The sequence below is a fragment of the Motilimonas cestriensis genome (genome assembly GCF_021295315.1).
GTDB lineage: Bacteria > Pseudomonadota > Gammaproteobacteria > Enterobacterales > CBDFNC01 > Motilimonas > Motilimonas cestriensis.
Genome location: NZ_JAIMJA010000008.1, coordinates 20,754 through 44,481 on the forward strand (window position 1 = coordinate 20,754; position 23,728 = coordinate 44,481).

The following is a 23,728-nucleotide window of genomic DNA, read 5'->3' on the forward strand; positions in this document are numbered from 1 at the left end:
TTGGCAATTTATGCGAGGTCGGTGGGTTTTTTAACGATAAACTCGTCAATGTCTGGCGCTTGGAGTGGTTGAAATGAATATTAGAGATTTAGAGTATCTGGTTGCATTGGAGGAGTTGAAGCATTTTCGTAAAGCGGCAGAGAAGTGTTTTGTTAGTCAGCCAACGCTGAGCGGGCAAATTCGCAAGCTCGAAGATAAGTTGGGCGTGCTACTAATGGAGCGTTCGTCGCGCAAGGTGTTATTCACTCAGGCGGGGTTAGATATTGCAGCTAAAGCTCGCAAAGTGTTGCTCGAAGTTAAACAAATTAAGGAAGCGGCACGCTCTTATAGTGAGCCAATGAATGGGCCGCTTCATGTTGGTTTGATTCCCACGGTGGCGCCCTATTTGTTACCGGCAATTGTGCCGCCTATGCGGCAAGCATTCCCTGATTTAGATGTCTATTTATACGAAAACCAAACCCATGTGTTGTTGCGCCAACTCGAAGAGGGTGAGCTTGATTGCCTTATTCTAGCCTTGCTACCTGATATGGAGGCTTATGGCCATATTAGTTTGTATCAAGAGTCATTGGAGCTGGTTGTGCCAGCCGGGCATAAATGGCAGGACGCTGAGCAGGTTGATATCGCTGAGTTAAAAGGTGAGCGGGTGCTGATGCTTGAAGATGGCCACTGTTTGCGCGATCAAGCGATGGGCTTTTGTTTTGCTGCTGGAGCGGATGAAGATTCAACGTTTAAAGCCACGAGTTTGGAAACGTTAAGACATATGGTGAGTTCTGGTATCGGGATTACGTTATTGCCACGTTTGGCAGTGCCTAAAGGTCGCACCAAAGATGGCTTATTTTATATCCCTTTCATTGAGCCGAAGCCGTCTCGAGAAATCGTATTGTTGTATCGCAAGAACAGTGTGAGAAGACCTTGCTTCAATGAATTAGCTAAGCTGATTAAACAAAAAATAAATAAAAAAGCGCAGTAGGACTGCGCTCTCTAATCTTAAACTAAGTGATTTTAGAATAATTCGCTTTCTTCATCGGGGTTAGTGAAAATATCATTTTGATTTTCAGGTACGTAACGGGTTGGCTCGGTCCCTTTTTCGAAGTATTCACTACGAGTATTAGCGCCTTCAGAGCGGCTGAGCAAGCCTGTTTCTAAGTCAATAGTCTTTGTTACAATATCTTCCGGCACGCGTTTCTTTTGCTCTGGGTGGTCTTCTAAAAACGAAGCCATGTAACTGATCCAAGCTGGCATCGCTGTACGCCCACCAAACTCGCCACCAGTGACTTGTTGGTTGCCTAGGTTGGCATTGTAGGATGCATAGCCAAGCACGCGGCTATGATTGTCAAAGCCAACCCAAGCTGTTGCGACAGAGTAGGGGCTCATACCGGAAAACCATGCATCACGAGATTCGTTGGTGGTGCCTGTTTTACCGGCAATATCCCGTCTATTTAATGCCCTGCCTGCGCGCCAGCCTGTACCATTCCAGTGTTCTCCGTTTTGGGTCCCGCCCCAAATAGCACTGCTGAGAGCTTCACGGATCAAGAATGCGTTAGCACCGCTGATCACGCGCGGGGCTATTTTCGATTCTGGGGCTTGGTAAGGTTTAGATGGATTAGCGACGGGGTCAATATTTTCTGAGCTGTCGGTATTTCCCTCAATTTCATTGAGCGTCAGAATTTGTTCGTCAAAAGCGGCTAGGGCTTGGTCTTCACTCAATCCTTCTGTGAAACCATCTGCTACTGCGATATCTGGGCCGCAAGAAGTGCAGGCCAAATCGGGCGCGGCTTGATAAATCAAATTGCCATAAGCGTCTTCAATGCGAGCAATTACATAAGGTGAAATTTTAAAGCCACCATTTGCAATAATGGCGTAAGCTGTTGCTACCTCAAGTGGCGTTAATTCCGCAGCACCTAATGCTAAGGTTTCGTATGGCGGTAAATCTTCTTTATGAAAGCCAAACTTGCTGAGGTGTTCTATCACTGGTCCAATGCCAACACTGCGGATCAAGCGAACTGAAACGACGTTCTTTGATTTAGCTAGCGCAACACGGATGCGGATTGGGCCATCGTAAACGGCTGGTGAGTTTTTCGGTCGCCAAGCTTTACCCAAACTCGCATCCCAATGATTGATTGGCGAGTCGTTAACCAGCGTTGCCAGGGTATAATTATTCTCTAAGGCGGCAGAATAGAGGAAGGGTTTGATATTAGAGCCAACTTGGCGTTTGGCCATGGTGGCGCGGTTAAATTTACTTTGCTTAAAATCGAAACCACCCACTAGTGCCTGAATGGCCCCGTCTTGTGGATTTAATGCAACTAGGGCGCCTGATGTGTCAGGTAGCTGCGATAATATCAACTCATCTTCTTCGGCTCTTACCCAAATCATGTCTCCAGCATTTACAATGTCGCTGGCGCGCTTGGGTGGCGGACCTTGGCGTTTGTCATTGACAAAGCGGCGCGCCCATTTCAAGCCGTCCCAATTAATGGTACCGGCTTTACCGCCTTGCACTAGCACTTCTATTTCTTTTTCGTTTACCTGAGTTACGACCGCTGGACTCAGTACATTATAAAAAGGTTGTTCAGCTAAGTGGTCAAAGATCTTTTGCATGGGCCAAGCGGCTTCGCCTTTACTCTGATCCCATAGTTTCTCAATAGGCCCTCTGAAGCCATGGCGAAGATCATAACTAATTAAGTTATCAACCAAGGCTTTGTTGGCGGCTAATTGAGATTTTTCTGTAATCGTCGTATAGACATTCAAGCCTTGATTGTAGGCTTGATCTTCGCCGAACATTTCTACCAGTTCTTGACGCGCCATTTCGGCCACAAATGCGGCATTAAGTTCGATCTCTGCACCATGGTAGGAGGCGGTAATCGCCTCAGCATTGGCCTCATCATACTCTGCTCGGGTAATGTAGCCCTCGTCTAGCATGCGCATTAAAACCACGGCACGTCGTGAGCGTGCATTTTCTGGTGAATAAATAGGATTTAGCTTAGATGGCGCCTTAGGCAAACCGGCAATTACCGCCGTTTGCGCTAATGTCAGCTCATCTACTGACTTGCCGTAATACACTTGTGCGGCCGCCCCAACGCCATAAGAGCGGTAGCCTAAAGATATTTTATTTAAATACAGCGCTAATATTTCTTCTTTTGTGAGTAGTTGTTCGATGTGCAGGGCAATGAAAACTTCTTTTATTTTGCGTATTAATGTTTTTTCTCGGGTTAAGAAATAATTTCGTGCTACCTGTTGGGTAATGGTACTTGCGCCTTGTTTTGCATGTCCGCTGGCGATATATACCGTTGCCGCTCGAACAATACCAATAGGGTCAATCCCCGGATGCTGATAAAAGCGGCTATCTTCGGTCGCGAGAAAGGCGTTGATCATTTGCAGAGGAATATCCTCAATAGCGAGTGGGATACGGCGCTTTTCACCAAACTGTGAAATGAGTAAACCGTCGGCACTGTATACCTTCATGGGGGTTTGCAGCTGAACCTCGGTAATGGTTTTTACGTCAGGAAGCTCTGGCTTGATGTAATAGTACATCCCGACAATTGCAGCGACGCCAGCAAACCCTAAAAATAGTGCGATAAGGAGAAATCGCTTAAACCATTTCCACATGAAAATTCCTACCTAGTTAACAAAAAACACAAAAGAGTGGCTAGTATATCCTGTATATCTTGCAGTTAAACAGTGATTTGTGATTTAAAGCATTGGAACAATGTTATATTTGCGCTTATTATAACGGCGAAAATACGCTACTTTTCACTTAGTTATCAAGTCAGAACTGGGACGTTATGTTATCAGGATTAAGGAAAAAGCAAACCTACGCAATGATCGGAATCGATTTAGGGTCGCATTCCGTGAAGGCTGTTGCGCTGTCAAAATCAGGCAAAAGCTATAAAGTTGAAGGTGTTGCGGAAATGAATGTGCCTAAGGGCGCGATGTCTGATCGTCAACTTATCGAGGTTGATAAAGTGGCGCAGGTAATCAAACAGGTCAAACGTAATTTTCCAGCCAAATATAAATATGCAGCTTCAGCCGTATCTGGAGCGGACGTTTATACTCGTGTAGTACAAATGGATGCTGATTTAAACGAGATGGAACTGGAAGGGCAAATTGAACTTGAAGCTGAACACCTTATTCCGTTTCCGATTGATGAAATCAGCATTGATTTTGAAGTGTTGAATAAGAACCTAGCCGATCCTTCTCGAAATGATGTGCTAATCAGTGCAGCACGTACCGACACCATTGTTACCAAGGCCTCTTGTTTAGAAGATGCTGGATTAGAGCCAAAAGTGATGGATCTTGAGTCTCACGCTTTAGGGCGCGCCTGCCAGTTGGTGTTAACAGAAGATGAGCAGGAGAAGGTCGTTGCTGCCATTGACATCGGTGCGTCGATGATGACGTTTGCCATGATGAACAAAGGTGAAACGGTTTATGCGCGGGTGCAAAATTATGGTGGTCACAATTATACTCAAGCCATCGCTAACTTTTACAGCATGAGCTTAGAGCAGGCCGAGAAAGATAAACTCGCTAATACCTTGCCTGCCGACTACGATTCAGATGTACTAGCACCGTTTGTAACCTCTGCAATTCAGCATATTCGTCGTAACGTTCAGCTTTTTTGTAGCTCAAGTGGATTCTCTAAAGTTGACAAACTAGTGCTGACGGGGGGCGGTAGTTTATTGCCTGAATTAGTGAGTCAAATAGAGTCGGAGTTAGAGATACCTTTGATTTTGGCAAATCCTTTCACAGAGTTTAGCTTTGCTAATTCAGCGGACGAAAAATTAATGGCCATGAATGGGCCAAAATACATGATGGCCTTAGGTCTTGCCTTAAGGAGCTTTACACCATGTCAAATATAAATTTATTGCCTTGGCGCGAAGAGCAGCGAAAACGCAAAGAAAAAGATTTCTACGGCTTGCTATTTTTGGTCTGTTTAGTCACTGGCGCCCTGATGTTTGGCGGTAAAATCTATTTGGACGGCGAAATCGAGACTCAAAACCAACGGAATGCTTTTCTAAATAATGAAATTTCAGTTCTTGATCGACAAATTGCAGAAATTAAAAACATTAAAGAGAAGAAAGCGGAAGTTGAAAAGCGTATTAACTTGATTCAGCAGTTACAAGAAAGGCGTAACTGGCCGACAGATTTATTTAATTTACTTCCTGATATTACACCTAATGGTGTGTTTCTTGAAAGTCTGAGCTTTAATGACGTAAAAATTGCAGTTGATGGTAAAGGCGAATCTCAGTCTCGAATTTCTCGTATGTTTAGAAATATCGAAGAATCGAGTCGTGTCGGCAATGAATCATTAGGTGGCATCTACGCTGCAGAGACGAAGCCCATTAAGCTGTTCAAATTTGATATGGACTTTGAGGTATTGAGCAAAGTAGCCAAAGAGCCAGTAGCAGGAGGCGCTCAATAATGAATGTCAATGAACTCGATTTCGAAAATATTGGCAGTTGGCCTGCATTATTTAAAGGTATTTTCTTAATTATTATTGCTGGGCTGATTGTTGGCGGCTTTTACTATTTTATGTTTAGCGACCAACTTCAATCATTAGAGCAGGCGCAGAATAAAGAAGTTGAAATTAAGCGCCAGTTTGAAGCTAAAGCTGCCCTCGCTTCTAATCTGGACGCGTATCGTAAGCAGATGGTTGAGATTGAAGGTCTGCTAGCTGAACTGGTTAAAAAGCTACCGAGTAAAAGTGAGGTGTCTACCTTGCTTGATAACGTTAACTTTATTGGTAGTGATAATGGTCTCCAATTTAAACGCTTTAAACCTTCTGCTGAAATAGAGAAAGAGTTTTCGGTTGAGGTCCCTTACGGTATCGAAATGATTGGTACTTACGATCAAATCGGCCAGTTTTCGGCAGATATAGCTAAATTGCCGCGAATCATCATCTTGGACAACATTAATATAAAAAAAATTGATAATGAAACCCTTAATGTGGAGTTAACAGCGAAAACCTATACTTACAAGGAGGCGAAAAAATGAAGCGCATCTTGTTAGTCGTTATGGGTATGTCACTGTTAGGTTGCCAAGCTAATGATGAAGATCTCAATTCCTATGTGGCAAATATTAAGTCAAAAAGTTATCCTATTAACGACAAAATACCTGAAATCAAGGAAATAGAAATAGAGCCCTATGTTGGCACTGTCAAACGTAAGCCTTTCTCTATTCCTAAACCAGAAACAGCATCGGGTAATCCGGGTGCGCCAAGTAGTTGTCCACAACCAAACCTGTCCAGACAGAAGCAGCCGCTAGAATATTTTTCTGCGGATAATTTATTTATGCGTGGCACGATAGAATTAGATAATGAGCTTTGGGCGCTGGTGCAGGTGAGTGGTGGTGAGCTACACAGAGTGAAAGCGGGTTATTACATGGGTCAAAATCACGGTCGTATTCTATCAGTGAAAAAAGATCAAATTAACTTGTTAGAGTTGGTACCAGATGGTGAAGGTTGTTGGAGCGAACGTGCTACACAACTTACACTGGTTGGCGAAGAAGAATAAGAGAGAGCAGGGAAGTCTTAATGAGCACCAATAAATTAAAATTTAATATGGCTAAGCTAAGTGCTGCCATTTTAGGGGCTACGCTGTTTTCTGGCCTAAGCTACGCTGAACCACAATTAAACAAGCTTAATGTGAACTCGTTAATGGCTGGCAAGGTTGAACTGGAACTTGAGTTTAGTGAGCCTGTATTGCGTTATACAGATAAACTACATTATCGGCCTAACCAGTTAGTCATTGATGTAAAAGATGCCTCTTCTGTGTTGAAGCTTAACCCTGTGCCCGTTGATAAAGATGGCGTTGAGTTAGTTAAAGCAGAGCGCACGGCTGATGGTCTTAAAGTCGTGATAGGTCTACGTCAGTTGATGCCTTATCGCTTACAGCATGACAATAATAAGCTCACCGTGCGCTTCGGTGATGTGTCTTCGGCGAAGAAAAAGCCAACTACAGCTCAACAAGATGCAGTGGTTGCCGCAGTTAGTCAAAATGAGACGACAGCTAAAAATGCAGCGGTTTTAGCTGCTAAAGCCGCTTTGGTGACACCCGCGCCGAAGGCAGTTGTTGAACCACCAAAAAAAGCGTCGCAGCAAGTAGCTAAGCCCACTCCTGCTCCCGTTAAGGTAGTAGAGCCAGTTAAGCAAGCTAAACCTGCCGCTAAACCGGCCCCCGCTGCTAAGCCGACTCTCGTCACCCAGTCGGCTGTTAAAGGTACGCCAAAAGGTTTCGTTAATAGCATTGAGTCTATCGACTTTAAGCGCGGAGAAGTAGGTAATGGTCAGCTATTGGTTAAGTTAGACAACTCAACCATCGCGGTAGACATCCGTAAACGCGGCACTAAGTTACTGGCTGAGTTCCAAAGTACTCATATCGGCGATGACTTGCTTTACGTAATGGACGTTCTGGATTTTGCCACACCGGTGAAAACCGTTGAAACCTTCACTGCAAATGGTAAAACGCGTTTTGAGATGGATATCGCGGGTGATTTTGAATACCGTTACGATCAGCTTGATAGCTTGTTTGTCATTGATGTTAAGAAAAAAGAACGTGATGAAAAGAAAACAGTTTATCAAGGCAAGTTAATTTCCTTTAATTTCCAAGACATTTCAGTTCGGACCGTGTTACAGATCCTCGCAGACACGAATGGCTTTAACTTAGTAACGACTGACTCCGTTCAGGGCAACATTACCTTACGTTTGGATGAGGTGCCTTGGGAGCAAGCGCTAGATATTATCTTAAAAGTGAAAGGTTTAGGTAAGCGTATGGAAGGCAATGTATTAATGGTTGCCTCTGCTACTGAACTTGCTGCGAAGGAAAAAGAGCAACTTGAAAGTCAGAAAGAAGTCAGTGAATTAGCGCCGCTTTACTCTGAGTTTTTACAAATTAACTATGCCAAAGCAGGTGATATTTCACGCATGCTATCGAGTAGCGATGCTAGTTTACTATCAAGTCGTGGTAGTGTGTCAATTGATGAGCGTACTAATACCTTGTTGATTAAAGACACCGCAGATGTTATCGACAGCGTGAAACGAATGATTGAAATTCTGGATATTCCAGTCAAGCAAGTGCTTATCGAATCACGCATGGTGACAGTCACTGATGGTGTGCAGCAGGATCTTGGTGTTCGTTGGGGGGTAACCAAAGCTACTACCAATGGCAGCACTTCTGGCAGTTTAGAAGGTACAGGTTCGACATCCGGAGTAGCTGGTACCCCTGCTGCTCCGAGTTTAGCGGATCGGCTCAATGTAAACCTGCCTGTCGCGAGTACTAGCGCTGGATCTATTGCTTTTCAGGTTGCTAAGTTAGCCGATGGTAAGATTTTAGACTTAGAGCTTTCTGCTTTAGAAAGTGAGAATAAGGCTGAAATTATTGCTAGTCCGCGTATTACAACAGCAAACCAAAAAACGGCTTATATCGAACAAGGTACCGAGATTCCATATGTTGAATCTGCATCAAGTGGTGCAACATCAGTAGCTTTCAAAAAAGCGGTATTAAGCCTCAATGTAACACCACATATAACACCTGATAATAAAATTATCTTAGATTTAGTTATTACTCAGGATAGTAAAGGTGAAGTTGTTGCAACAGCCGTTGGGCAAGCTGTTTCTATTGATACACAAGAAATTGGTACTCAGGTATTAGTTGATAATGGTGAAACGATTGTTCTTGGTGGTATTTATCAGCAACAAATTAAAGACACCATTACTAAAGTGCCATTATTAGGCGATATTCCTTGGGCTGGTGCCTTGTTTAGAAATACGATTCAAGAAAATTCTAAGCGTGAGCTACTGATTTTCGTCACACCAAAAATTATTACTCAAGACGCATTCTCGGAGTAATATAAGCACTTAAGTGAGGCCACATGATAAAATGTGGCCTCATTTTTTTTCAATGGTTGCAAATCCCCCCCGACAATTGAGATAATCACCGTCTTAATCACAGATTTACAGGTTATACGGGTCAGTCGAATCGTGCTGACGTTTAAACAGCTATATATAGAAAAAACGTAGGACCATGGCAGAGAAACGAAATATTTTTCTGGTCGGCCCAATGGGTGCCGGCAAAAGTACAATTGGCAGACATCTAGCACAGATGTTACATCTTGAATTCTTCGATTCAGACACTGAGATTGAAAAACGCACAGGCGCGGATGTCGCTTGGGTTTTTGATGTGGAAGGCGAAGAAGGATTTCGTAAGCGCGAAGAGGAAGCGATTGACGACCTATCTCAGCGACAAGGCATTGTTCTTGCGACTGGCGGTGGCTCAGTAAAAAACAAAGATAATCGTAACCGTTTATCGGCGCGTGGCATAGTTGTTTACCTAGAAACTACGGTTGATAAACAGTTAGCTCGTACTCAAAGAGATAAACGTAGACCTTTATTACAAGTAGATGACCCACGTGACGTGCTAGAAAACCTAGCCGACGAGCGTAATGCTTTATATGAAGAAATTGCGGATTACACCGTAAAAACGGATGAGCAAAGCGCTAAAATTGTGGCTAATCAAATCATCAAACTATTGGACTTTTAAGCAGATATGGAAATCCTTAACGTTGATTTAGGTGAACGCAGTTACCCGATTTATATCGGTTCAGGTTTGTTGGCGCAAGCGCAATTATTTGCCCCTGCAATAAAAGCCAAGAAAGTAATGATTGTAACTAATGATGTGGTCGCACCACTTTATTTACAGCAGCTTAAACAAACGTTAGCTGAGTATTCAATCGATGAGGTTATTTTGCCCGATGGCGAGCAATTTAAAACCTTAGCTTCATTTGAATTGATACTCAATGGATTACTGTCTAAGCGTCATGCGCGTGATACCAGTGTTATTGCCCTTGGTGGTGGCGTGGTGGGTGATATGGCAGGTTTTGCTGCCGCTTGTTACCAGCGTGGCGTTGGCTTTATTCAAGTTCCAACCACTTTATTGTCCCAAGTTGACTCTTCTGTTGGTGGTAAAACGGCAGTGAATCACCCCTTAGGCAAAAATATGATAGGGGCATTTTACCAACCTTCAGTGGTCACTATTGACATTGATTGTTTGAAAACCTTACCAGCTCGTGAATTTGCTGCGGGCATGGCTGAAGTGATCAAATACGGCATTATTTACGACTATGATTTGTTCTGTTGGTTGGAGCAAAATCAATCAAAATTGAAAGCATTAGACGCTACTGCCTTAGTGCATGTTATTAAACGATGCTGTGAAATAAAAGCTGAAATCGTTAGCCAAGATGAACAAGAGAGAGGGGCGAGAGCCTTACTCAATCTTGGCCATACCTTTGGCCATGCGATTGAAGCAGAACAAGGTTATGGTAATTGGTTACATGGTGAAGCAGTGGCTGCTGGTATGGTATTAGCCGCGGAGACATCACTCGCACTAGGCCTAGTCAATCAAGAGCAAGTGCTACGCATGCGTCATTTAGTTGCAGCCTTTGACTTACCTACCGCGGCGCCAGCTGATATGACCTTTGATACTTTCATGCATCATATGCAGATTGATAAAAAAGTATTAAATGGTCAATTACGTTTAATTTTACCTACCGATATAGGTAAATCAGATATCTTCGCAGATGTTACTGAAGATGTACTGAGAAACGTTATTACAGGTAAATAGATAGCCCATGCTGGATCAACATATCCAACTGGCTGACATCCCCTCTCAGTTGCAGTTGTTAGAGCGACTGCAACATCTTATTCGTTTTAATTCAAACATCACCTTTATATCGGGTGAAACTGGATCTGGAAAAACAATTCTGATCCAACGTTTATTGAGCCTTGATATCGAATCGAATCAGAGTTTACTCTCTTGCTCTCCCGGCATCAGAGCTAACAAAGCACGTGATGGTTTGCTATCACAACTGGTATCTAAGCCGCTGTTTAATCCGGAAGATAACTTAGGTGAAAGCCTCTTTCGCATGTTAGACGATGCCACCTCTGATATCTTATTGGTGGTTGATAATGCCCACTTTCTGCCACAAGATTTAATTGGCGAACTTTGGCTATTGTTACTAGAAAATCGTTTTCAAGGCTTTAATCATAAGATTAACGTGCTGCTGTTTGCTGACCCAACTTGGTGCGATCAGCAAGTAGCCTTGTTATCGGGTAAAACTGATACACCTCCAATTGAAATGGATATCCCGTCATTATCTGAGCAAGAGAGTCATCAGTTTGTCCGCAGCATACTGCAGCGAGCTGATTACCAAGCTAAAGTTGAAAATAATGCGGCAATTCATCGACAAATCGAAGCTTGTGCTGGCCTGCCTGCAAATTTGCAACGTTTGGTCGATACCATCGTTAACGAAACCCCAGTCGAGGTAGAAAAAGTGAAAAGTAACTCTCAGTTACCTCTTATTGCGTTAATGGTATTGGCTGCGCTATTGATGTCAGGCGCATTTTACTACTTTATTGTGCCAAGCCCAGGCGATGAAGTTGCCGAACCCCTCGCGAATAATGAATCCTTAGCGATGGCGCTACTTGATGAGCCGGTAGCCTCCGTCACCATTGATGAGCGCTCTGACCCATCGGTTGAGCCTAGTACTGCTTCGCTTACTCCAGATGAGCTCGTTGCCTCTTGGCAAGATGATGCTCCGCTGCCAAATGAAGTGGAGCATTCCGATCTTGAATTGGACAGTCTTGAGGATCCACGTAAGCGCGTGACGGTGCCAGAAAACGTGATTGAAAAGCTCGGTGCCACTAGCAATAATGACCAAGTTGAAGCGCAAGTGCTAGAGCAAGGTGAAGAGCTCGCGGCTTTAACTGACGCGCAGATGAATGCTGATGACGTCACCGTGCAATCGGTTGAGCAGTTAAAGCAAGTATTAACTCAGCCTGCTGAAGAAGCTACTAGTGTATCTGAAGCGGAGCAGCCCAAACCTGAAACGCCGATTGTTACATTAGCACCGACTCCATCTTCGACCGTAACGTCAAGCCCAGCTATAAAGCCTGGCTTTCGCTTAACCACAGCGGCCGAACTTAAAAAAATTCCCAGCCAACATTATAGTTTACAACTGGCTGCGGTTAGTTCACTGCCGGTGTTAAAAGCTTTTGTTAAAGAGCATAATATTGAACAAACCGCGACCTATTTTAAAATTAGCCGTAAGGGAAAAACCGCCTATTTGGTGGTTCATGGTGATTATAAGACGCGCCGTGCGGCGATGAATGACATTGCTTCATTACCCACTAATTTACGCACTCTCAAGCCTTGGGCCAAAGGCTACAAACAGATCCAGCAAGAAGCGATTGATTAAAGGTCGACCATAATAATGAAAAAAAACCGGGCCTTTTTAAAATGGGCAGGGGGCAAGTTTGGCTTAATTGAAGACATTAAGCGCCACCTCCCACAAGAAGAGCGATTAATAGAACCTTTTGTAGGGGCAGGGTCGGTATTTTTAAATACGGACTACAAGCAGTACCTACTCAATGATATCAACCCTGATCTGATTCACTTGTATCAAATTTTGCAGCAGCAACCAGACGATTATATTAAAGAGTCTGAAAAATTTTTTGCTGCTGACTTTAATGACTCCGATCGCTATTACGATTTGCGCAACCAATTTAACCTATGTTCTGATAAATTCGAACGAGCGTTAATGTTCCTTTACTTTAATCGCCATGGTTACAACGGCTTGTGTCGCTATAACAAAAAGGGCGGTTTTAATGTGCCGTTTGGCCGTTATAAAAAGCCGTATTTCCCGGCCGCTGAGCTGTGGTTTTTTGCTGAAAAAGCGCAGCAGGCTGAGTTTGTATGTGAGTCATACAGTGACACCTTTGCCCGAGCATCATCAGGTGACGTAATTTATTGCGATCCGCCTTATGCACCTTTGAGCACCAGCGCTAGCTTCACTTCGTATGCGGCTAATGGCTTCACTTTGGATGATCAAGCCGTGCTCGGGCGATTAAGTCGTGAAACCGCGGCGCGTAAGATTCCTGTGTTAGTAAGCAATCATGATATTGAATTAACGCGTGAGCTCTATCATGGCGCGCAATTAAACGTTGTTCACGTTAAGCGTACTATTAGTAGCAAAGGTAGTCAGCGTAATAAAGTGGCGGAATTATTGGCTTTGTTTTAATCAAAAAAACTCAGCGTGTTAGCTTAGTACCCATTGCACCACGAGTAATAGCGTTCCTAATAATAAACCTATCGCAATCACACCCGCCAAAATAAAGCGCCACGGTGAGTGAGACTTAAAGTCTTGCTCACGTTGCTTACTGCTTTGAATACCGAATAAAGCGGCCAACGCACTTTTAAAATTCTGTTTAAAACTGGTTTTTTGCTCGTTAGAAGTCATCTATTTTATTCCTAATTGTTGTTATAAACCTTTAAATCCAGTTAGATTGCCTAGCACAAATAATCCGCACTAGCTTGAATCGCCTGCCTTAGGTAAAATGCCCGCGAGCCCTACCATGAGAATAATAAAATGAAAGACTTTTTGATCGCCCCTTCAATTTTATCTGCAAACTTTGCCCGTCTCGGCGAAGAGGTAGACAATGTATTAGCCGCCGGTGCCGACGTTGTGCACTTTGATGTGATGGATAATCATTATGTGCCTAATTTAACGATAGGCCCAATGGTGTGCCAAGCCTTACGTGACCATGGTGTGACTGCGCCAATTGATGTGCATTTAATGGTTAAACCGGTTGACCGTATTATCCCTGATTTTGCTAAAGCTGGCGCCTCTATTATTACCTTTCATCCGGAAACGTCAGAGCATATCGATCGTAGCATTCAACTCATTAAAGATCATGGTTGTCAGGCGGGCTTAGTGTTTAACCCAGCGACGCCGCTGCATTATCTTGATTACGTGATGGATAAATTAGACGTGATCTTACTGATGTCGGTTAACCCTGGTTTCGGTGGTCAGTCTTTCATTCCTGGCACCCTCGATAAACTGCGCCAAGTACGCGCAAAAATTGATGCCAGTGGTTACGACATTCGCCTTGAAGTTGATGGTGGTGTTAACGTTAACAATATTGGCGAAATCGCTGCAGCAGGCGCGGACATGTTCGTGGCTGGCTCTGCCATTTTCAATCAACCCGATTACAAAGCAGTTATTGATGAAATGCGTGGCGAACTCGCTAAGGTTGGTGCATGAGCGCTTATCAACAAATAAATACCGTATTGTTCGATTTGGATGGCACGCTGCTTGATAGCGCGCCAGATTTAGCCCAAGCCGTTAATCAAACCCTAACGGCAATGAACAAAGCAACCTTCCCAGAAGAGCAAGTAAAAGGCTGGGTCGGCAATGGCGCGAACGTGCTACTCAAGCGCGCACTGTCTGGCTCGACTGAACTCACTGCAAACATTTGTGCTGAAGAGTTACAACAAGCACATCAACTTTTTAAGCAGTATTATGCGGCTTGTTTAAGTGAAAAATCGGTATTATACCCCGATGTACGCATGACCTTAATCAGCTTAAAGCAAGTGGGCTACAAACTGGCCATCGTGACCAACAAGCCGGGCCAATACATGGCGCCGATTTTGTCTGCATATGGCTTAACCGGGTTGTTTGACTTGGTTGTCGCGGGCGATTGCTTACCAGTACGTAAGCCTGATCCAGCGCCGCTACTTCATGCCTGTGAAGTGCTAGGTAGCAAGATTGAAGAAACCTTGATGGTAGGTGATTCAAAAAATGATATTCTCGCTGCAAAGGCCGCCAACATGGCAGTGGCAGGCTTAACCTACGGGTATAACTACGGTGAAGATATTCGCATATCTGAGCCTGATTTAGTATTAGATAATATTTCAGAGTTATTGAATTCATTAGCTTGCAAAGTTAACGCTTAATTTAAGCGATGCATCAGCAAGAACAGTAAAAATAAAGGAACGTTTTATGGCAAACCCAGTTGTACTAAGTGGCATTCAGCCAACCGGTGGCATGACAATAGGAAACTATATAGGTGCTATCAACCAGTGGCGAACGTTACAGCAGGACCATGACTGTTTCTTTATGCTTGCCGACTTGCATGCTATCACGGTGCGCCAAGATCCTCAGGCGCTACGTGATCGTGTATTAGATGGCGTAGCTCTTTATACCGCTTGTGGTATTGATCCTGAAAAATCAGCATTATTTGTGCAGTCGCAAGTGCGTGAGCACGCGCAATTGGCTTGGGTGCTTAACTGTTACACCCAAATGGGTGAACTAAGCCGGATGACGCAGTTTAAAGATAAATCAGATAAACATTCTAACAACGTGAATGTGGGCCTATTTAGCTACCCTGTGCTACAAGCTGCAGATATCTTGATTTATCAAGCGGATAAAGTGCCGGTAGGGGAAGACCAAAAGCAGCATCTTGAGCTGACTCGCGATATTGCAACCCGCTTTAACAACCTCTATGGTGAGGTGTTTAAAGTGCCTGATCCGTTTATTCCACAAGTGGGGGCGCGGGTGATGAGCTTACAAGAGCCGACTAAAAAGATGTCGAAGTCGGATGAGAATCCGGGTGGTTACATCATGCTACTTGACGAGCCAAAGCAAATTGAGAAAAAGCTAAAGCGCGCGGTAACGGATTCTGATGAGCAAGCGCGAATCTACTTTGATACTACTGAAAAGCCGGGCGTGTCTAACTTACTCACACTACTTTCTGTTGCAACAGGGCGCAGTATTGCTGATTTAGTGCCTGACTACGAAGACAAAATGTACGGCCATCTCAAGAAAGATACCGCTGAGGCGATGGTGGCAATGATCGAGCCGATCCAAGCGCGCTTTCATCAAATTCGTGAAGACCAAACTGAGCTTGATCGCATTATGAAGCAAGGAGCGGAAAAAGCGTCAGCGCGTACTGAAGTGACGTTAAAAGCCGTGTACGACGCAGTAGGGTTTATTCCTCGCCCGTAGTGCCAAGCGCTAGTTGATTAAATATAGGCCCGATATAGCTTGCTGTATCGGGCTTTTTAATATTTAAGGCATTTGAAATGTTAACTCTGCAGAGTGCTTAAGCCATTCTTAGTTGGTCGCTAATAGGCTTTATTGTTTTGGCCTTGGCCAGTTTAGATAAGCTAAGCGTATCGGGATATATTTAAGGCGTTTTTGTAGGAAAAATAATCATCTTGGATAGGGCATAAATTTGGCTGATAGGTATAATTGCAGCGCTATTGAATCTCCATTTCGCTTAGGGAAGACCATGATCCGCTTAATGTTTATTTTATTGTTGTCTGGTTTTAGTGCCGTGGTACTGGCGTCTGAGCGGCCAAAAATTGGCTTAGCCTTGGGTGGCGGTGGTGCGAAAGGGGCTGCTCATGTCGGCGTGCTTAAAGTGCTTGAAGAGCTCAATATTCCGGTGGACTACATCGCGGGCACGTCGATGGGCGCTTATGTAGCAGGTATGTATGCTTCGGGCTTAAGCGCCGCAGAAATAGAGCAACGCATGTTTGCAACCGATTGGAATCGAGGTTTTTCTGACAAGGTTGCTCGCGAAAAATTAAGCTACCGCAAGAAAAAACAAAATGAGCAGTTTTTACTGCAATCAGACATCGGCTTTGATGGCAAAAGTATTGCCTTACCCCATGGTGTTATTCAAGGTGAAACCATGGCGCGGCTATTGCGTGAGTCAACGTTAAACTTACCCAATTTTGATAGCTTTGATGATATGCCAATCCCTTATCGCGCCTTGGCCGTTGACCTAGAGAAAATGGAACCTTATGTATTAAAGCAAGGTAACTTAGTTAATGCGATGCAAGCCAGTATGTCGGTCCCTGGTGCTCTCAAGCCGATGGAAATAGATGGCCGCTATCTCGCTGATGGGGGCATAGTGAATAACCTGCCCATTGATGTATTAAAAGAAATGGGAGCAGATATCATTATTGCAGTCGATATTGGTTCTCCTTTAGTGGGTAAAGATAAATTAGATTCTTACCTGACTATTTTAGATCAGCTCAGCAACTACATGACGCAATCCAGTACACAAAAGCAAATCGCCCTGATGTCGGAACAAGATATTTTACTCAAGCCTGCTATTAGTGAAATCGGTACTGGTGAGTTTGAACGCATGGCGGAAATTTTGCCGTTAGGGATTGCTGCTGCACAAGGGAAGTTGACACAATTGAAGAGGCTTTCTGTGTCGACAGATGAATATGCGCTATATGCTGCTAATAAGATGACCATTAGGGCTGGTTTACGCTCAGGGGATATGTTTATTGTTGATCGCGTTGACATTGAAACCGATGCTCAATTATCTGAAGCCACTATTAGATCGCGGTTAAAAGTGAAACCTGCTCAACCCTATAACCAAAAACAGCTCGAAAAAAATATTCAGAGCCTTTATGCCGAAGGCATTTTTGAACGGGTCGATTATGAATTTACCACCGATCAAGGTGAGCGCGTTCTCAAAGTGACGGCAAAAGAGAAGCCTTGGGGGCCAGGCTATTTCGACATGCTGCTGGGAATTGAAGAAACTAAAGCTGAAAATTCAAAAATTGCCTTTGGTCTCTCTTATACCCTCACAGATTTGACTTCTCATGGCGCTGAGTGGCGCAACCGCGTCATTATGGGCACGCGGACTTGGCTATCCAGTGAAGTGCATGTTCCGCTGAATGTGACACAAAATTACTACTGGGATGCGGAAGTCTTTTATCAGCAAGATAAGCGCAATTACTTTTTCCCCGATGAAAGGGGCAGTAATGGCGGTATAAAATATTGGCAAACGGAATATAGCTCCCTTGGTTTTGATACAGCCCTTGGTCTCAATATCTCTTCACGCGCCATTTTGGAAGGAGGGTGGTCGATTGAAGATGGCGATATGGAGTTTATCGGCTCTAACCTGAACAGCGATTTTACCTTTTATGGCCCTTATCTGTTGCTAGGCTTTGATAGTTTAGATAACGCCTTTTTTCCCAGCCAAGGCGGTGTGTTTGATGCAAAATTGCAATGGATCACCGAGCGCAGTGATGGCGAAAAAGACGATGGTTGGCTAGGGCAAGTCGATTGGATGAACGTGCAGAGTTGGGATCGCCATGTGTTGGAGCTAAATGCTAGTTACGGTGGGGTGACTACAAAAGTAGGGATCCCTTCTGTGATGCAGGATTTAGGTGGTTTTCAGAACTTATCTGGCTTACTGCGCAACGAAATTTCGGGGCGTTATAAGGTTTTTGGTTCAGTGGTATATCGCTATCGCATTCTCGATAACAATTTTGGAGCGGTGCGGTTGCCCTTGTATTTTTCCGCTTCGTTTGAGCAAGGCAATGTTTGGCAAAGTAGTCGAGACATACGCTTTGACAACATGATAACGGCTGGTAGTTTGGGCGTGTCTGTGGATACAGGTTTAGGACCAATTACATTAGCGACGGGATTGGCGGAAGGAGGCCACTCCAGCGTTTATTTCTTCTTAGGATCGAAAATATAACCTCATCTTAACAGTTTAGCCCCCATGAACAGGGGGCTTTTGACTATATCAACTTAACTGGCCATAACAATGGGCTTTAATAAATTGATATTCAGCTAAACCTGTGTGGCCTCCTTCTCGGCCTAAGCCTGACTGCTTGATGCCACCAAAAGGACTCACCGCATTTGACACCATGCCATCGTTTATCCCTACAATGCCGTAATCTAATGCCGCAGCAACGCGCTGACAGCGATGGATGTTATTACTAAAAAAATACGCAGCGAGCCCAGCATCAGTGTTGTTGGCTCGCTTAATCACCTCATCTTCTTGAGCAAACCATTGCACCGCCAATACCGGACCAAAAATTTCTTGTTGGGCGATGGCCATATCAGGGGTGATGTCGCTCAGCAAGGTAACGGGAAAGAAGGGGCCGCTTAATTCACTTAAATCAGCTTGGTATTCAAGTTTAGCGCCTGCGTTGATCGCGCTTGCAACTAAGTTATTTACTTTATCAACAGCGGCTTGGTTAATCAGCGGACCAAGCAGCACATTTTTATCCATGCCATTACCGACTGTTAGTGATGGCAACTTTGCTTTTAGCTTAGTTAAAAATGCTTGCTGTAAGCTTTGATCAACATAAATACGGTTAGCTGCGACGCAAGTTTGACCGTTGTTTCTAAATTTACTGATCATCAAGGCGTCAATCGCTGCGTCGAGATCGGCATCAGCAAAAATTATAAAGGGCGCATTGCCGCCGAGTTCAAGCGATAAGCGTTTTAAGCTGGTGGCACTTTGGGCAAACAATTTTTGTCCGACGGGCGTTGAACCTGTAAAAGAAAGCTTTTTTACTCGTTGATCGTGACACAGTGCATCGCCAATCATTGGCGCGTCCCCGGTAACAAGATTGATAACACCTTTTGGAAAACCGGCACGGTGAGCTAGTTCGACTAGAGCAATGGCAGTAAAGGGCGTAAGCTCTGAGGGTTTAATGATAATGGTACAGCCAGCGGCAAGGGCGGCAGCGGCTTTGCGGGTGATCATCGCGGCGGGAAAGTTCCATGGGGTAATCAATGCCGCCACGCCCACCGCTTGTTTACGAGTGTGAAACTGCTTGTTATCCACGGGTGAGTTTAAGGTTAAGCCGTGGTCGGCATTGATTTGCTCGGCAAACCACTTAATAAACGAGGCGGCATAAAGAATTTCACCCTTGGCTTCTGCTAGTGCTTTGCCTTGTTCTTGAGTCAATATACTGGCTAAGTCATCTTGCGCCGCTAAGATTAAATTGTACCACTTGAGTAACCACTCACTTCGTTGATAAGTGTTTGTTTTTGAATAGGTATCAAACGCGTTGCTTGCAGCTGCAATGGTTTGTTCAAGGGTTATCTCATTAATCACAGGTATCGAGCCTAGATTTACCCCGTTAGCCGGGTTGCTAACTGTTATGGATTTGTTACCCGCTTGCCATTCTCCATTAAGGTAGTTTGCTTGCTTTATCAATTGATTATCGTTTAATTGCAAAAAATTCATGGGTACTTACCTAAGTGGGTTTAAGTTCGCATTTTAATAACTTGATAACATAAATGAAATAATTTACTGACGTATTAAATTTTAATTTTTACTTGAATCTTATATACTCTTGCTGCTTCGAAATGGTCATATTGCCTGCATTTTTGCTTTTAAATCGTTATTTAAGTCGATCTATCGCATTAACAGCAATGTACCCGTCAAAGGATAAAAATCACCGCAAATAGGTGATATACATTAAAAAGAGGAACGAGTCGTGCTTGAAGCTTATCGTAAACACGTCGCAGAGCGTGCTGCCCAAGGAGTGGTTCCTAAGCCGTTAGATGCTGAACAAACCGCTGCCCTAATCGAACTAATCAAAACGCCACCTGCTGGCGAAGAAGAGTTTATTCTTGAATTACTAGCCGATCGTATACCCCCTGGCGTAGATGAAGCGGCATACGTAAAAGCAGGCTTTTTAGCTGCTGTTGCTAATGGCGAAGCCAACTCTCCTATTTTATCAGCTGCCCGTGCTACTGAGTTACTCGGTACCATGCAAGGGGGCTACAATATTGAGCCTTTGATTGCTCAGCTAGATAATGACGAGTTAGCCCCAATTGCGGCTAAAGCGTTATCTCATACATTACTGATGTTTGATGCTTTCTTCGACGTAGAAGAAAAAGCCAAAGCAGGTAATGCGTATGCACAACAGGTCATGCAGTCTTGGGCGGATGCCGAGTGGTATTTAAAGAAACCGCAAGTGGCAGAAAAAATTACCGGTACCGTATTTAAGGTAACTGGCGAAACCAATACTGATGACTTGTCTCCTGCACCAGATGCATGGTCTCGTCCAGACATCCCATTACATGCACTTGCGATGTTGAAAAATGCGCGCGAAGGTATTGAACCCGATCAAGCGGGCGAAGTGGGTCCAATTAAGCAAATTGATGCACTTAAAGCTAAAGGTCATCCGTTAATTTATGTGGGTGACGTAGTGGGAACCGGTTCCTCTCGTAAATCAGCCACTAACTCTGTGCTTTGGTTTATGGGTGATGATATTCCAAACGTACCTAACAAACGTGCTGGCGGTGTGTGTATCGGTGGTAAAATTGCCCCTATCTTCTTTAATACTATGGAAGACTCAGGCGCACTACCGATTGAAATGGATGTAAGCGACTTAAACATGGGTGATGTAATTGACATTTACCCACACCTTGGCGTGGTTAAAAATGCCGAAACCGGTGAAGAAATTGCTAAGTTTGAGCTAAAGACCACTATTATTCTTGATGAAGTACGTGCTGGTGGCCGTATTCCATTAATTATTGGCCGTGGCTTAACGGATCGTGCGCGTCAATCTTTAGGTTTAGGCCCAACAGATATCTTCAAGCTACCTGAAGATGTTGCCGCTTCCACTAAGGGCTACACCTTAGCGCAGAAGATGGTTGGTAAAGCCTGTAATGTTGCTGGCGTACGCCCAGGTCAATACTGTGAGCCTAAGATGACTACAGTAGGCTCGCAAGATACTACCGGCCCAATGACGCGTGATGAGCTAAAAGATTTAGCGTGTTTAGGTTTCTCTGCAGATCTAACCATGCAGTCTTTCTGTCACACTGCGGCATACCCGAAACCAATCGATGTAAACACGCATCACACGCTACCTGATTTCATCATGAACCGTGGCGGTGTATCACTGCGTCCGGGTGATGGTGTTATCCACTCTTGGTTAAACCGTATGCTATTACCAGATACCGTTGGTACTGGTGGCGACTCTCATACTCGTTTCCCATTAGGTATTTCTTTCCCTGCTGGTTCTGGCTTAGTGGCGTTTGCTGCTGCAACAGGCGTAATGCCATTGGATATGCCTGAATCAGTATTGGTCCGCTTTAAAGGTGAAATGCAACCAGGTATCACCTTGCGTGACCTAGTTAATGCTATCCCTTATTACGCGATCAAAGATGGTCTATTAACGGTTGCGAAGAAAGGTAAAGTAAACATCTTCTCTGGTCGTGTACTAGAAATTGAAGGTTTACCTGATCTGAAAGTTGAACAAGCATTTGAACTGTCAGATGCATCTGCTGAGCGTAGTGCTGCGGGTTGTTCTATCAAGCTAAATGAAGCGCCGATTATTGAGTATTTAAACTCTAACATCGTGATGCTGAAGTGGATGCTAGCCGAAGGTTACGGTGATGTGCGCACTATCGAGCGTCGTATTACTGCGATGCAAGAGTGGATTGCTAATCCAGAACTAATGGAAGCTGACGCTGACGCTGAATACGCTGCTGTTATCGAAATCGACATGAACGAAGTGAAAGAGCCAATCTTAGCTTGTCCTAACGATCCAGATGACGTGAAACTGTTAAGCGAGCTTTCAGGCACGGATATCGATGAAGTGTTTATCGGTTCATGTATGACTAACATTGGTCATTTCCGCGCCGCAGGTAAACTGCTTAATAACTTCTCTGGTCAATTACCAACTCGTCTCTGGGTAGCTCCGCCAACTAAGATGGATGAAGCACAACTAACCGAAGAAGGTTACTACAGCATCTTTGGTAAAGTAGGCGCACGTACTGAAATGCCAGGTTGTTCTTTATGTATGGGTAACCAAGCGCGTGTGGCTGACAACTCAACGGTTGTATCGACTTCAACTCGTAACTTCCCTAACCGTTTGGGAACCGGTGCCAATGTTTACCTCAGTTCAGCAGAGCTGGCAGCGGTTGCAGCGATTATCGGAAAATTACCAACAGTTGATGAATATATGACATATGCCAAACAATTAGATGCTACTTCGGCAGATACGTATAGATATCTAAACTTTGATCAGCTTCCAAGTTATACTAAGAAGGCTGAGAAGGTAATTTTTACACAAGCCGTTTAAATCGCTTAAAAAGTAAAAAACACCAAAAAAAACCCTCTCAGGAGGGTTTTTTATTGGATAAATATAAGATAGCGATACAAATTAGTTAGATTGCAGGGATTTGATTAAATTAAAGTCAATTAATTTGCATACACGGCTGGATTTTTTTACAAAGTCTTGATAAAACTATGTTGTCAGTCACAATTTTATTTTTTTAATTATATGGGTGTCATTATGCTAGAAAAAAGCCTTGTTGTGGGTGAATACCACATAGATACGAGTCAGAACAGCCTGATCCATAGTAATCGTAAAGTTTACTTAGGACCACTACGTACATCGCTATTGCACTTCTTGTGTAAGAATTTAAACACGGTAGTAACACGTGAAGATCTTGCGCAGCATGTATGGGGCCGTCTGGTAACCGACCACACGATCAACCAACACATTTCACAATTGCGTAAAAGCATTGGTAACCTAAGCATTCATGGCTTGAACATTTCAACCATTCCTAAGCGTGGCTACATTGCTCGTTTAGAAGGTGCTGAAGTTGGTCAACCTACGCCGCTAGTGAATAAACCAGAAGCTGTTACAACTAACCTAAAAGTATTGGTAGTTGAAGGTAATAACGGCGACCGTGATGCTATGGTTGCACAGCTTGAAAACCTAAATGTTGCTTACGTTGAAAGTGCAGCAACTGTTGAAGCTGCAGAGCAAGCGTTTGCTCTACAAGACTTTGACCTACTAGTGATCGATGCATTGTTGAATGACACTGCGGGTATTGAACTAGTAAAACGTATCCGTATGGGGGAAACCTCAGCCGTTGCAGATATTCGCGTTCTAGTGACGCACTTTGATGTTCAACGTGAGCTACTCGGTATTAACAGCTTACTTGATATTCAAGGTCTATTACTAAAACCATTAGAAGACAGTCGCTTAAAGCAAATGTTAATGGTTGCTAGCAAATCAGCTGTGGTACTTAAACCACAAGCCGCTTATGAGTTGGTACCAACTCATGTATTAAGCAAAGAAGCAGCATTAAAAACAGCGACAAACTAAAAATA

19 protein-coding genes are annotated in these 23,728 nt (G+C 44.0%); 16 read left to right on the forward strand and 3 right to left on the reverse strand.

Annotated elements, in window-relative coordinates:
* Positions 1 to 73 precede the first annotated feature (73 nt).
* A complete protein-coding gene (gene oxyR, locus K6Y31_RS09220) occupies positions 74 to 970 on the forward strand; it encodes a DNA-binding transcriptional regulator OxyR (RefSeq protein WP_233052503.1) in 897 nt (298 codons plus the stop codon).
* A 32-nt stretch (positions 971 to 1,002) separates the two neighbouring features.
* Here the strand turns inward: oxyR and K6Y31_RS09225 are convergent, their stop codons facing one another.
* Entirely contained in the window at positions 1,003 to 3,603 is a 2,601-nt protein-coding gene (locus K6Y31_RS09225; protein WP_233052504.1) for a penicillin-binding protein 1A, read from the reverse strand.
* Positions 3,604 to 3,815: 212 nt separating this feature from the next.
* On the opposite strand from K6Y31_RS09225, the gene K6Y31_RS09230 reads away from it, so the two are divergent.
* The 9 genes from K6Y31_RS09230 (at position 3,816) to K6Y31_RS09270 (ending at position 13,062) form a co-directional block, all read left to right on the forward strand.
* Positions 3,816 to 4,850, forward strand: a complete 1,035-nt coding sequence (locus K6Y31_RS09230; RefSeq protein ID WP_233052505.1) for a pilus assembly protein PilM — start codon at positions 3,816 to 3,818, stop codon at positions 4,848 to 4,850.
* Positions 4,838 to 5,413 (forward strand): PilN domain-containing protein, encoded by a 576-nt coding sequence (locus K6Y31_RS09235; RefSeq protein WP_233052506.1) that lies wholly within the window; start codon positions 4,838 to 4,840, stop codon positions 5,411 to 5,413. Before K6Y31_RS09230 ends, K6Y31_RS09235 begins: the two co-directional genes overlap by 13 nt.
* Positions 5,413 to 5,985 (forward strand): type IV pilus inner membrane component PilO, encoded by a 573-nt coding sequence (locus K6Y31_RS09240; RefSeq protein ID WP_233052507.1) that lies wholly within the window; start codon positions 5,413 to 5,415, stop codon positions 5,983 to 5,985. Before K6Y31_RS09235 ends, K6Y31_RS09240 begins: the two co-directional genes overlap by 1 nt.
* Positions 5,982 to 6,503, forward strand: coding sequence for a pilus assembly protein PilP (locus K6Y31_RS09245; RefSeq protein ID WP_233052508.1), 522 nt, complete (start codon positions 5,982 to 5,984; stop codon positions 6,501 to 6,503). The genes K6Y31_RS09240 and K6Y31_RS09245 overlap by 4 nt, the downstream gene beginning before the upstream one ends.
* A 20-nt stretch (positions 6,504 to 6,523) precedes the next feature.
* On the forward strand, positions 6,524 to 8,836 hold the full coding sequence (locus K6Y31_RS09250; RefSeq protein WP_233052509.1) for a type IV pilus secretin PilQ: 2,313 nt from the start codon (positions 6,524 to 6,526) through the stop codon (positions 8,834 to 8,836).
* Between the two features lie 175 nt (positions 8,837 to 9,011).
* The gene (aroK, locus tag K6Y31_RS09255) at positions 9,012 to 9,527 is read left to right on the forward strand and encodes a shikimate kinase AroK (protein ID WP_232801512.1); all 516 of its coding nucleotides are present in this window, start codon (positions 9,012 to 9,014) and stop codon (positions 9,525 to 9,527) included.
* 6 nt (positions 9,528 to 9,533) lie between these two features.
* Entirely contained in the window at positions 9,534 to 10,607 is a 1,074-nt protein-coding gene (gene aroB, locus K6Y31_RS09260; RefSeq protein ID WP_233052510.1) for a 3-dehydroquinate synthase, read from the forward strand.
* A 7-nt stretch (positions 10,608 to 10,614) separates the two neighbouring features.
* On the forward strand, positions 10,615 to 12,240 hold the full coding sequence (locus K6Y31_RS09265) for an AAA family ATPase (protein WP_233052511.1): 1,626 nt from the start codon (positions 10,615 to 10,617) through the stop codon (positions 12,238 to 12,240).
* Between the two features lie 12 nt (positions 12,241 to 12,252).
* Positions 12,253 to 13,062 carry a Dam family site-specific DNA-(adenine-N6)-methyltransferase gene (locus tag K6Y31_RS09270; protein WP_233052679.1) on the forward strand — a complete coding sequence of 270 codons (810 nt, stop codon included), beginning with the start codon at positions 12,253 to 12,255 and terminating at the stop codon, positions 13,060 to 13,062.
* 18 nt (positions 13,063 to 13,080) lie between these two features.
* Here the strand turns inward: K6Y31_RS09270 and K6Y31_RS09275 are convergent, their stop codons facing one another.
* A complete protein-coding gene (locus K6Y31_RS09275) occupies positions 13,081 to 13,281 on the reverse strand; it encodes a DUF2970 domain-containing protein (protein ID WP_233052512.1) in 201 nt (66 codons plus the stop codon).
* A 129-nt stretch (positions 13,282 to 13,410) separates the two neighbouring features.
* Between K6Y31_RS09275 and rpe the strand changes: the two genes are divergently transcribed.
* The 4 genes from rpe (at position 13,411) to K6Y31_RS09295 (ending at position 18,331) form a co-directional block, all read left to right on the forward strand.
* Entirely contained in the window at positions 13,411 to 14,085 is a 675-nt protein-coding gene (gene rpe / locus K6Y31_RS09280; protein ID WP_233052513.1) for a ribulose-phosphate 3-epimerase, read from the forward strand.
* Positions 14,082 to 14,777, forward strand: a complete 696-nt coding sequence (locus tag K6Y31_RS09285; protein ID WP_233052514.1) for a phosphoglycolate phosphatase — start codon at positions 14,082 to 14,084, stop codon at positions 14,775 to 14,777. The genes rpe and K6Y31_RS09285 overlap by 4 nt, the downstream gene beginning before the upstream one ends.
* Before the next feature lie 46 nt (positions 14,778 to 14,823).
* A complete protein-coding gene (gene trpS / locus K6Y31_RS09290) occupies positions 14,824 to 15,828 on the forward strand; it encodes a tryptophan--tRNA ligase (protein ID WP_233052515.1) in 1,005 nt (334 codons plus the stop codon).
* Between the two features lie 286 nt (positions 15,829 to 16,114).
* Positions 16,115 to 18,331 (forward strand): patatin-like phospholipase family protein, encoded by a 2,217-nt coding sequence (locus K6Y31_RS09295; protein WP_233052516.1) that lies wholly within the window; start codon positions 16,115 to 16,117, stop codon positions 18,329 to 18,331.
* Between the two features lie 48 nt (positions 18,332 to 18,379).
* Here K6Y31_RS09295 and K6Y31_RS09300 read toward each other — a convergent pair whose 3' ends face one another.
* Positions 18,380 to 19,837, reverse strand: a complete 1,458-nt coding sequence (locus K6Y31_RS09300; RefSeq protein ID WP_233052517.1) for an NAD-dependent succinate-semialdehyde dehydrogenase — start codon at positions 19,835 to 19,837, stop codon at positions 18,380 to 18,382.
* 253 nt (positions 19,838 to 20,090) lie between these two features.
* Here K6Y31_RS09300 and acnB point away from each other — a divergent pair, with 253 nt between their 5' ends.
* Both acnB and K6Y31_RS09310 read left to right on the forward strand, forming a co-directional pair.
* A complete protein-coding gene (acnB, locus tag K6Y31_RS09305) occupies positions 20,091 to 22,688 on the forward strand; it encodes a bifunctional aconitate hydratase 2/2-methylisocitrate dehydratase (protein ID WP_233052518.1) in 2,598 nt (865 codons plus the stop codon).
* A gap of 213 nt (positions 22,689 to 22,901) precedes the next feature.
* Positions 22,902 to 23,723: a winged helix-turn-helix domain-containing protein gene (locus tag K6Y31_RS09310; protein ID WP_233052519.1), complete on the forward strand. Its 822-nt coding sequence runs from the start codon at positions 22,902 to 22,904 to the stop codon at positions 23,721 to 23,723.
* The last annotated feature ends 5 nt before the right edge of the window (positions 23,724 to 23,728 follow it).

Bases quoted from the DNA above. Each gene is read 5' to 3' on its own strand.
- oxyR (WP_233052503.1), top strand. From the start codon at position 74: ATGAATATTAGAGATTTAGAGTATCTGGTTGCATTGGAGGAGTTGAAG.
- K6Y31_RS09225 (WP_233052504.1), bottom strand. From the start codon at position 3,603: ATGTGGAAATGGTTTAAGCGATTTCTCCTTATCGCACTATTTTTAGGG.
- K6Y31_RS09230 (WP_233052505.1), top strand. From the start codon at position 3,816: ATGATCGGAATCGATTTAGGGTCGCATTCCGTGAAGGCTGTTGCGCTG.
- K6Y31_RS09235 (WP_233052506.1), top strand. From the start codon at position 4,838: ATGTCAAATATAAATTTATTGCCTTGGCGCGAAGAGCAGCGAAAACGC.
- K6Y31_RS09240 (WP_233052507.1), top strand. From the start codon at position 5,413: ATGAATGTCAATGAACTCGATTTCGAAAATATTGGCAGTTGGCCTGCA.
- K6Y31_RS09245 (WP_233052508.1), top strand. From the start codon at position 5,982: ATGAAGCGCATCTTGTTAGTCGTTATGGGTATGTCACTGTTAGGTTGC.
- K6Y31_RS09250 (WP_233052509.1), top strand. From the start codon at position 6,524: ATGAGCACCAATAAATTAAAATTTAATATGGCTAAGCTAAGTGCTGCC.
- aroK (WP_232801512.1), top strand. From the start codon at position 9,012: ATGGCAGAGAAACGAAATATTTTTCTGGTCGGCCCAATGGGTGCCGGC.
- aroB (WP_233052510.1), top strand. From the start codon at position 9,534: ATGGAAATCCTTAACGTTGATTTAGGTGAACGCAGTTACCCGATTTAT.
- K6Y31_RS09265 (WP_233052511.1), top strand. From the start codon at position 10,615: ATGCTGGATCAACATATCCAACTGGCTGACATCCCCTCTCAGTTGCAG.
- K6Y31_RS09275 (WP_233052512.1), bottom strand. From the start codon at position 13,281: ATGACTTCTAACGAGCAAAAAACCAGTTTTAAACAGAATTTTAAAAGT.
- rpe (WP_233052513.1), top strand. From the start codon at position 13,411: ATGAAAGACTTTTTGATCGCCCCTTCAATTTTATCTGCAAACTTTGCC.
- K6Y31_RS09285 (WP_233052514.1), top strand. From the start codon at position 14,082: ATGAGCGCTTATCAACAAATAAATACCGTATTGTTCGATTTGGATGGC.
- trpS (WP_233052515.1), top strand. From the start codon at position 14,824: ATGGCAAACCCAGTTGTACTAAGTGGCATTCAGCCAACCGGTGGCATG.
- K6Y31_RS09295 (WP_233052516.1), top strand. From the start codon at position 16,115: ATGATCCGCTTAATGTTTATTTTATTGTTGTCTGGTTTTAGTGCCGTG.
- K6Y31_RS09300 (WP_233052517.1), bottom strand. From the start codon at position 19,837: ATGAATTTTTTGCAATTAAACGATAATCAATTGATAAAGCAAGCAAAC.
- K6Y31_RS09310 (WP_233052519.1), top strand. From the start codon at position 22,902: ATGCTAGAAAAAAGCCTTGTTGTGGGTGAATACCACATAGATACGAGT.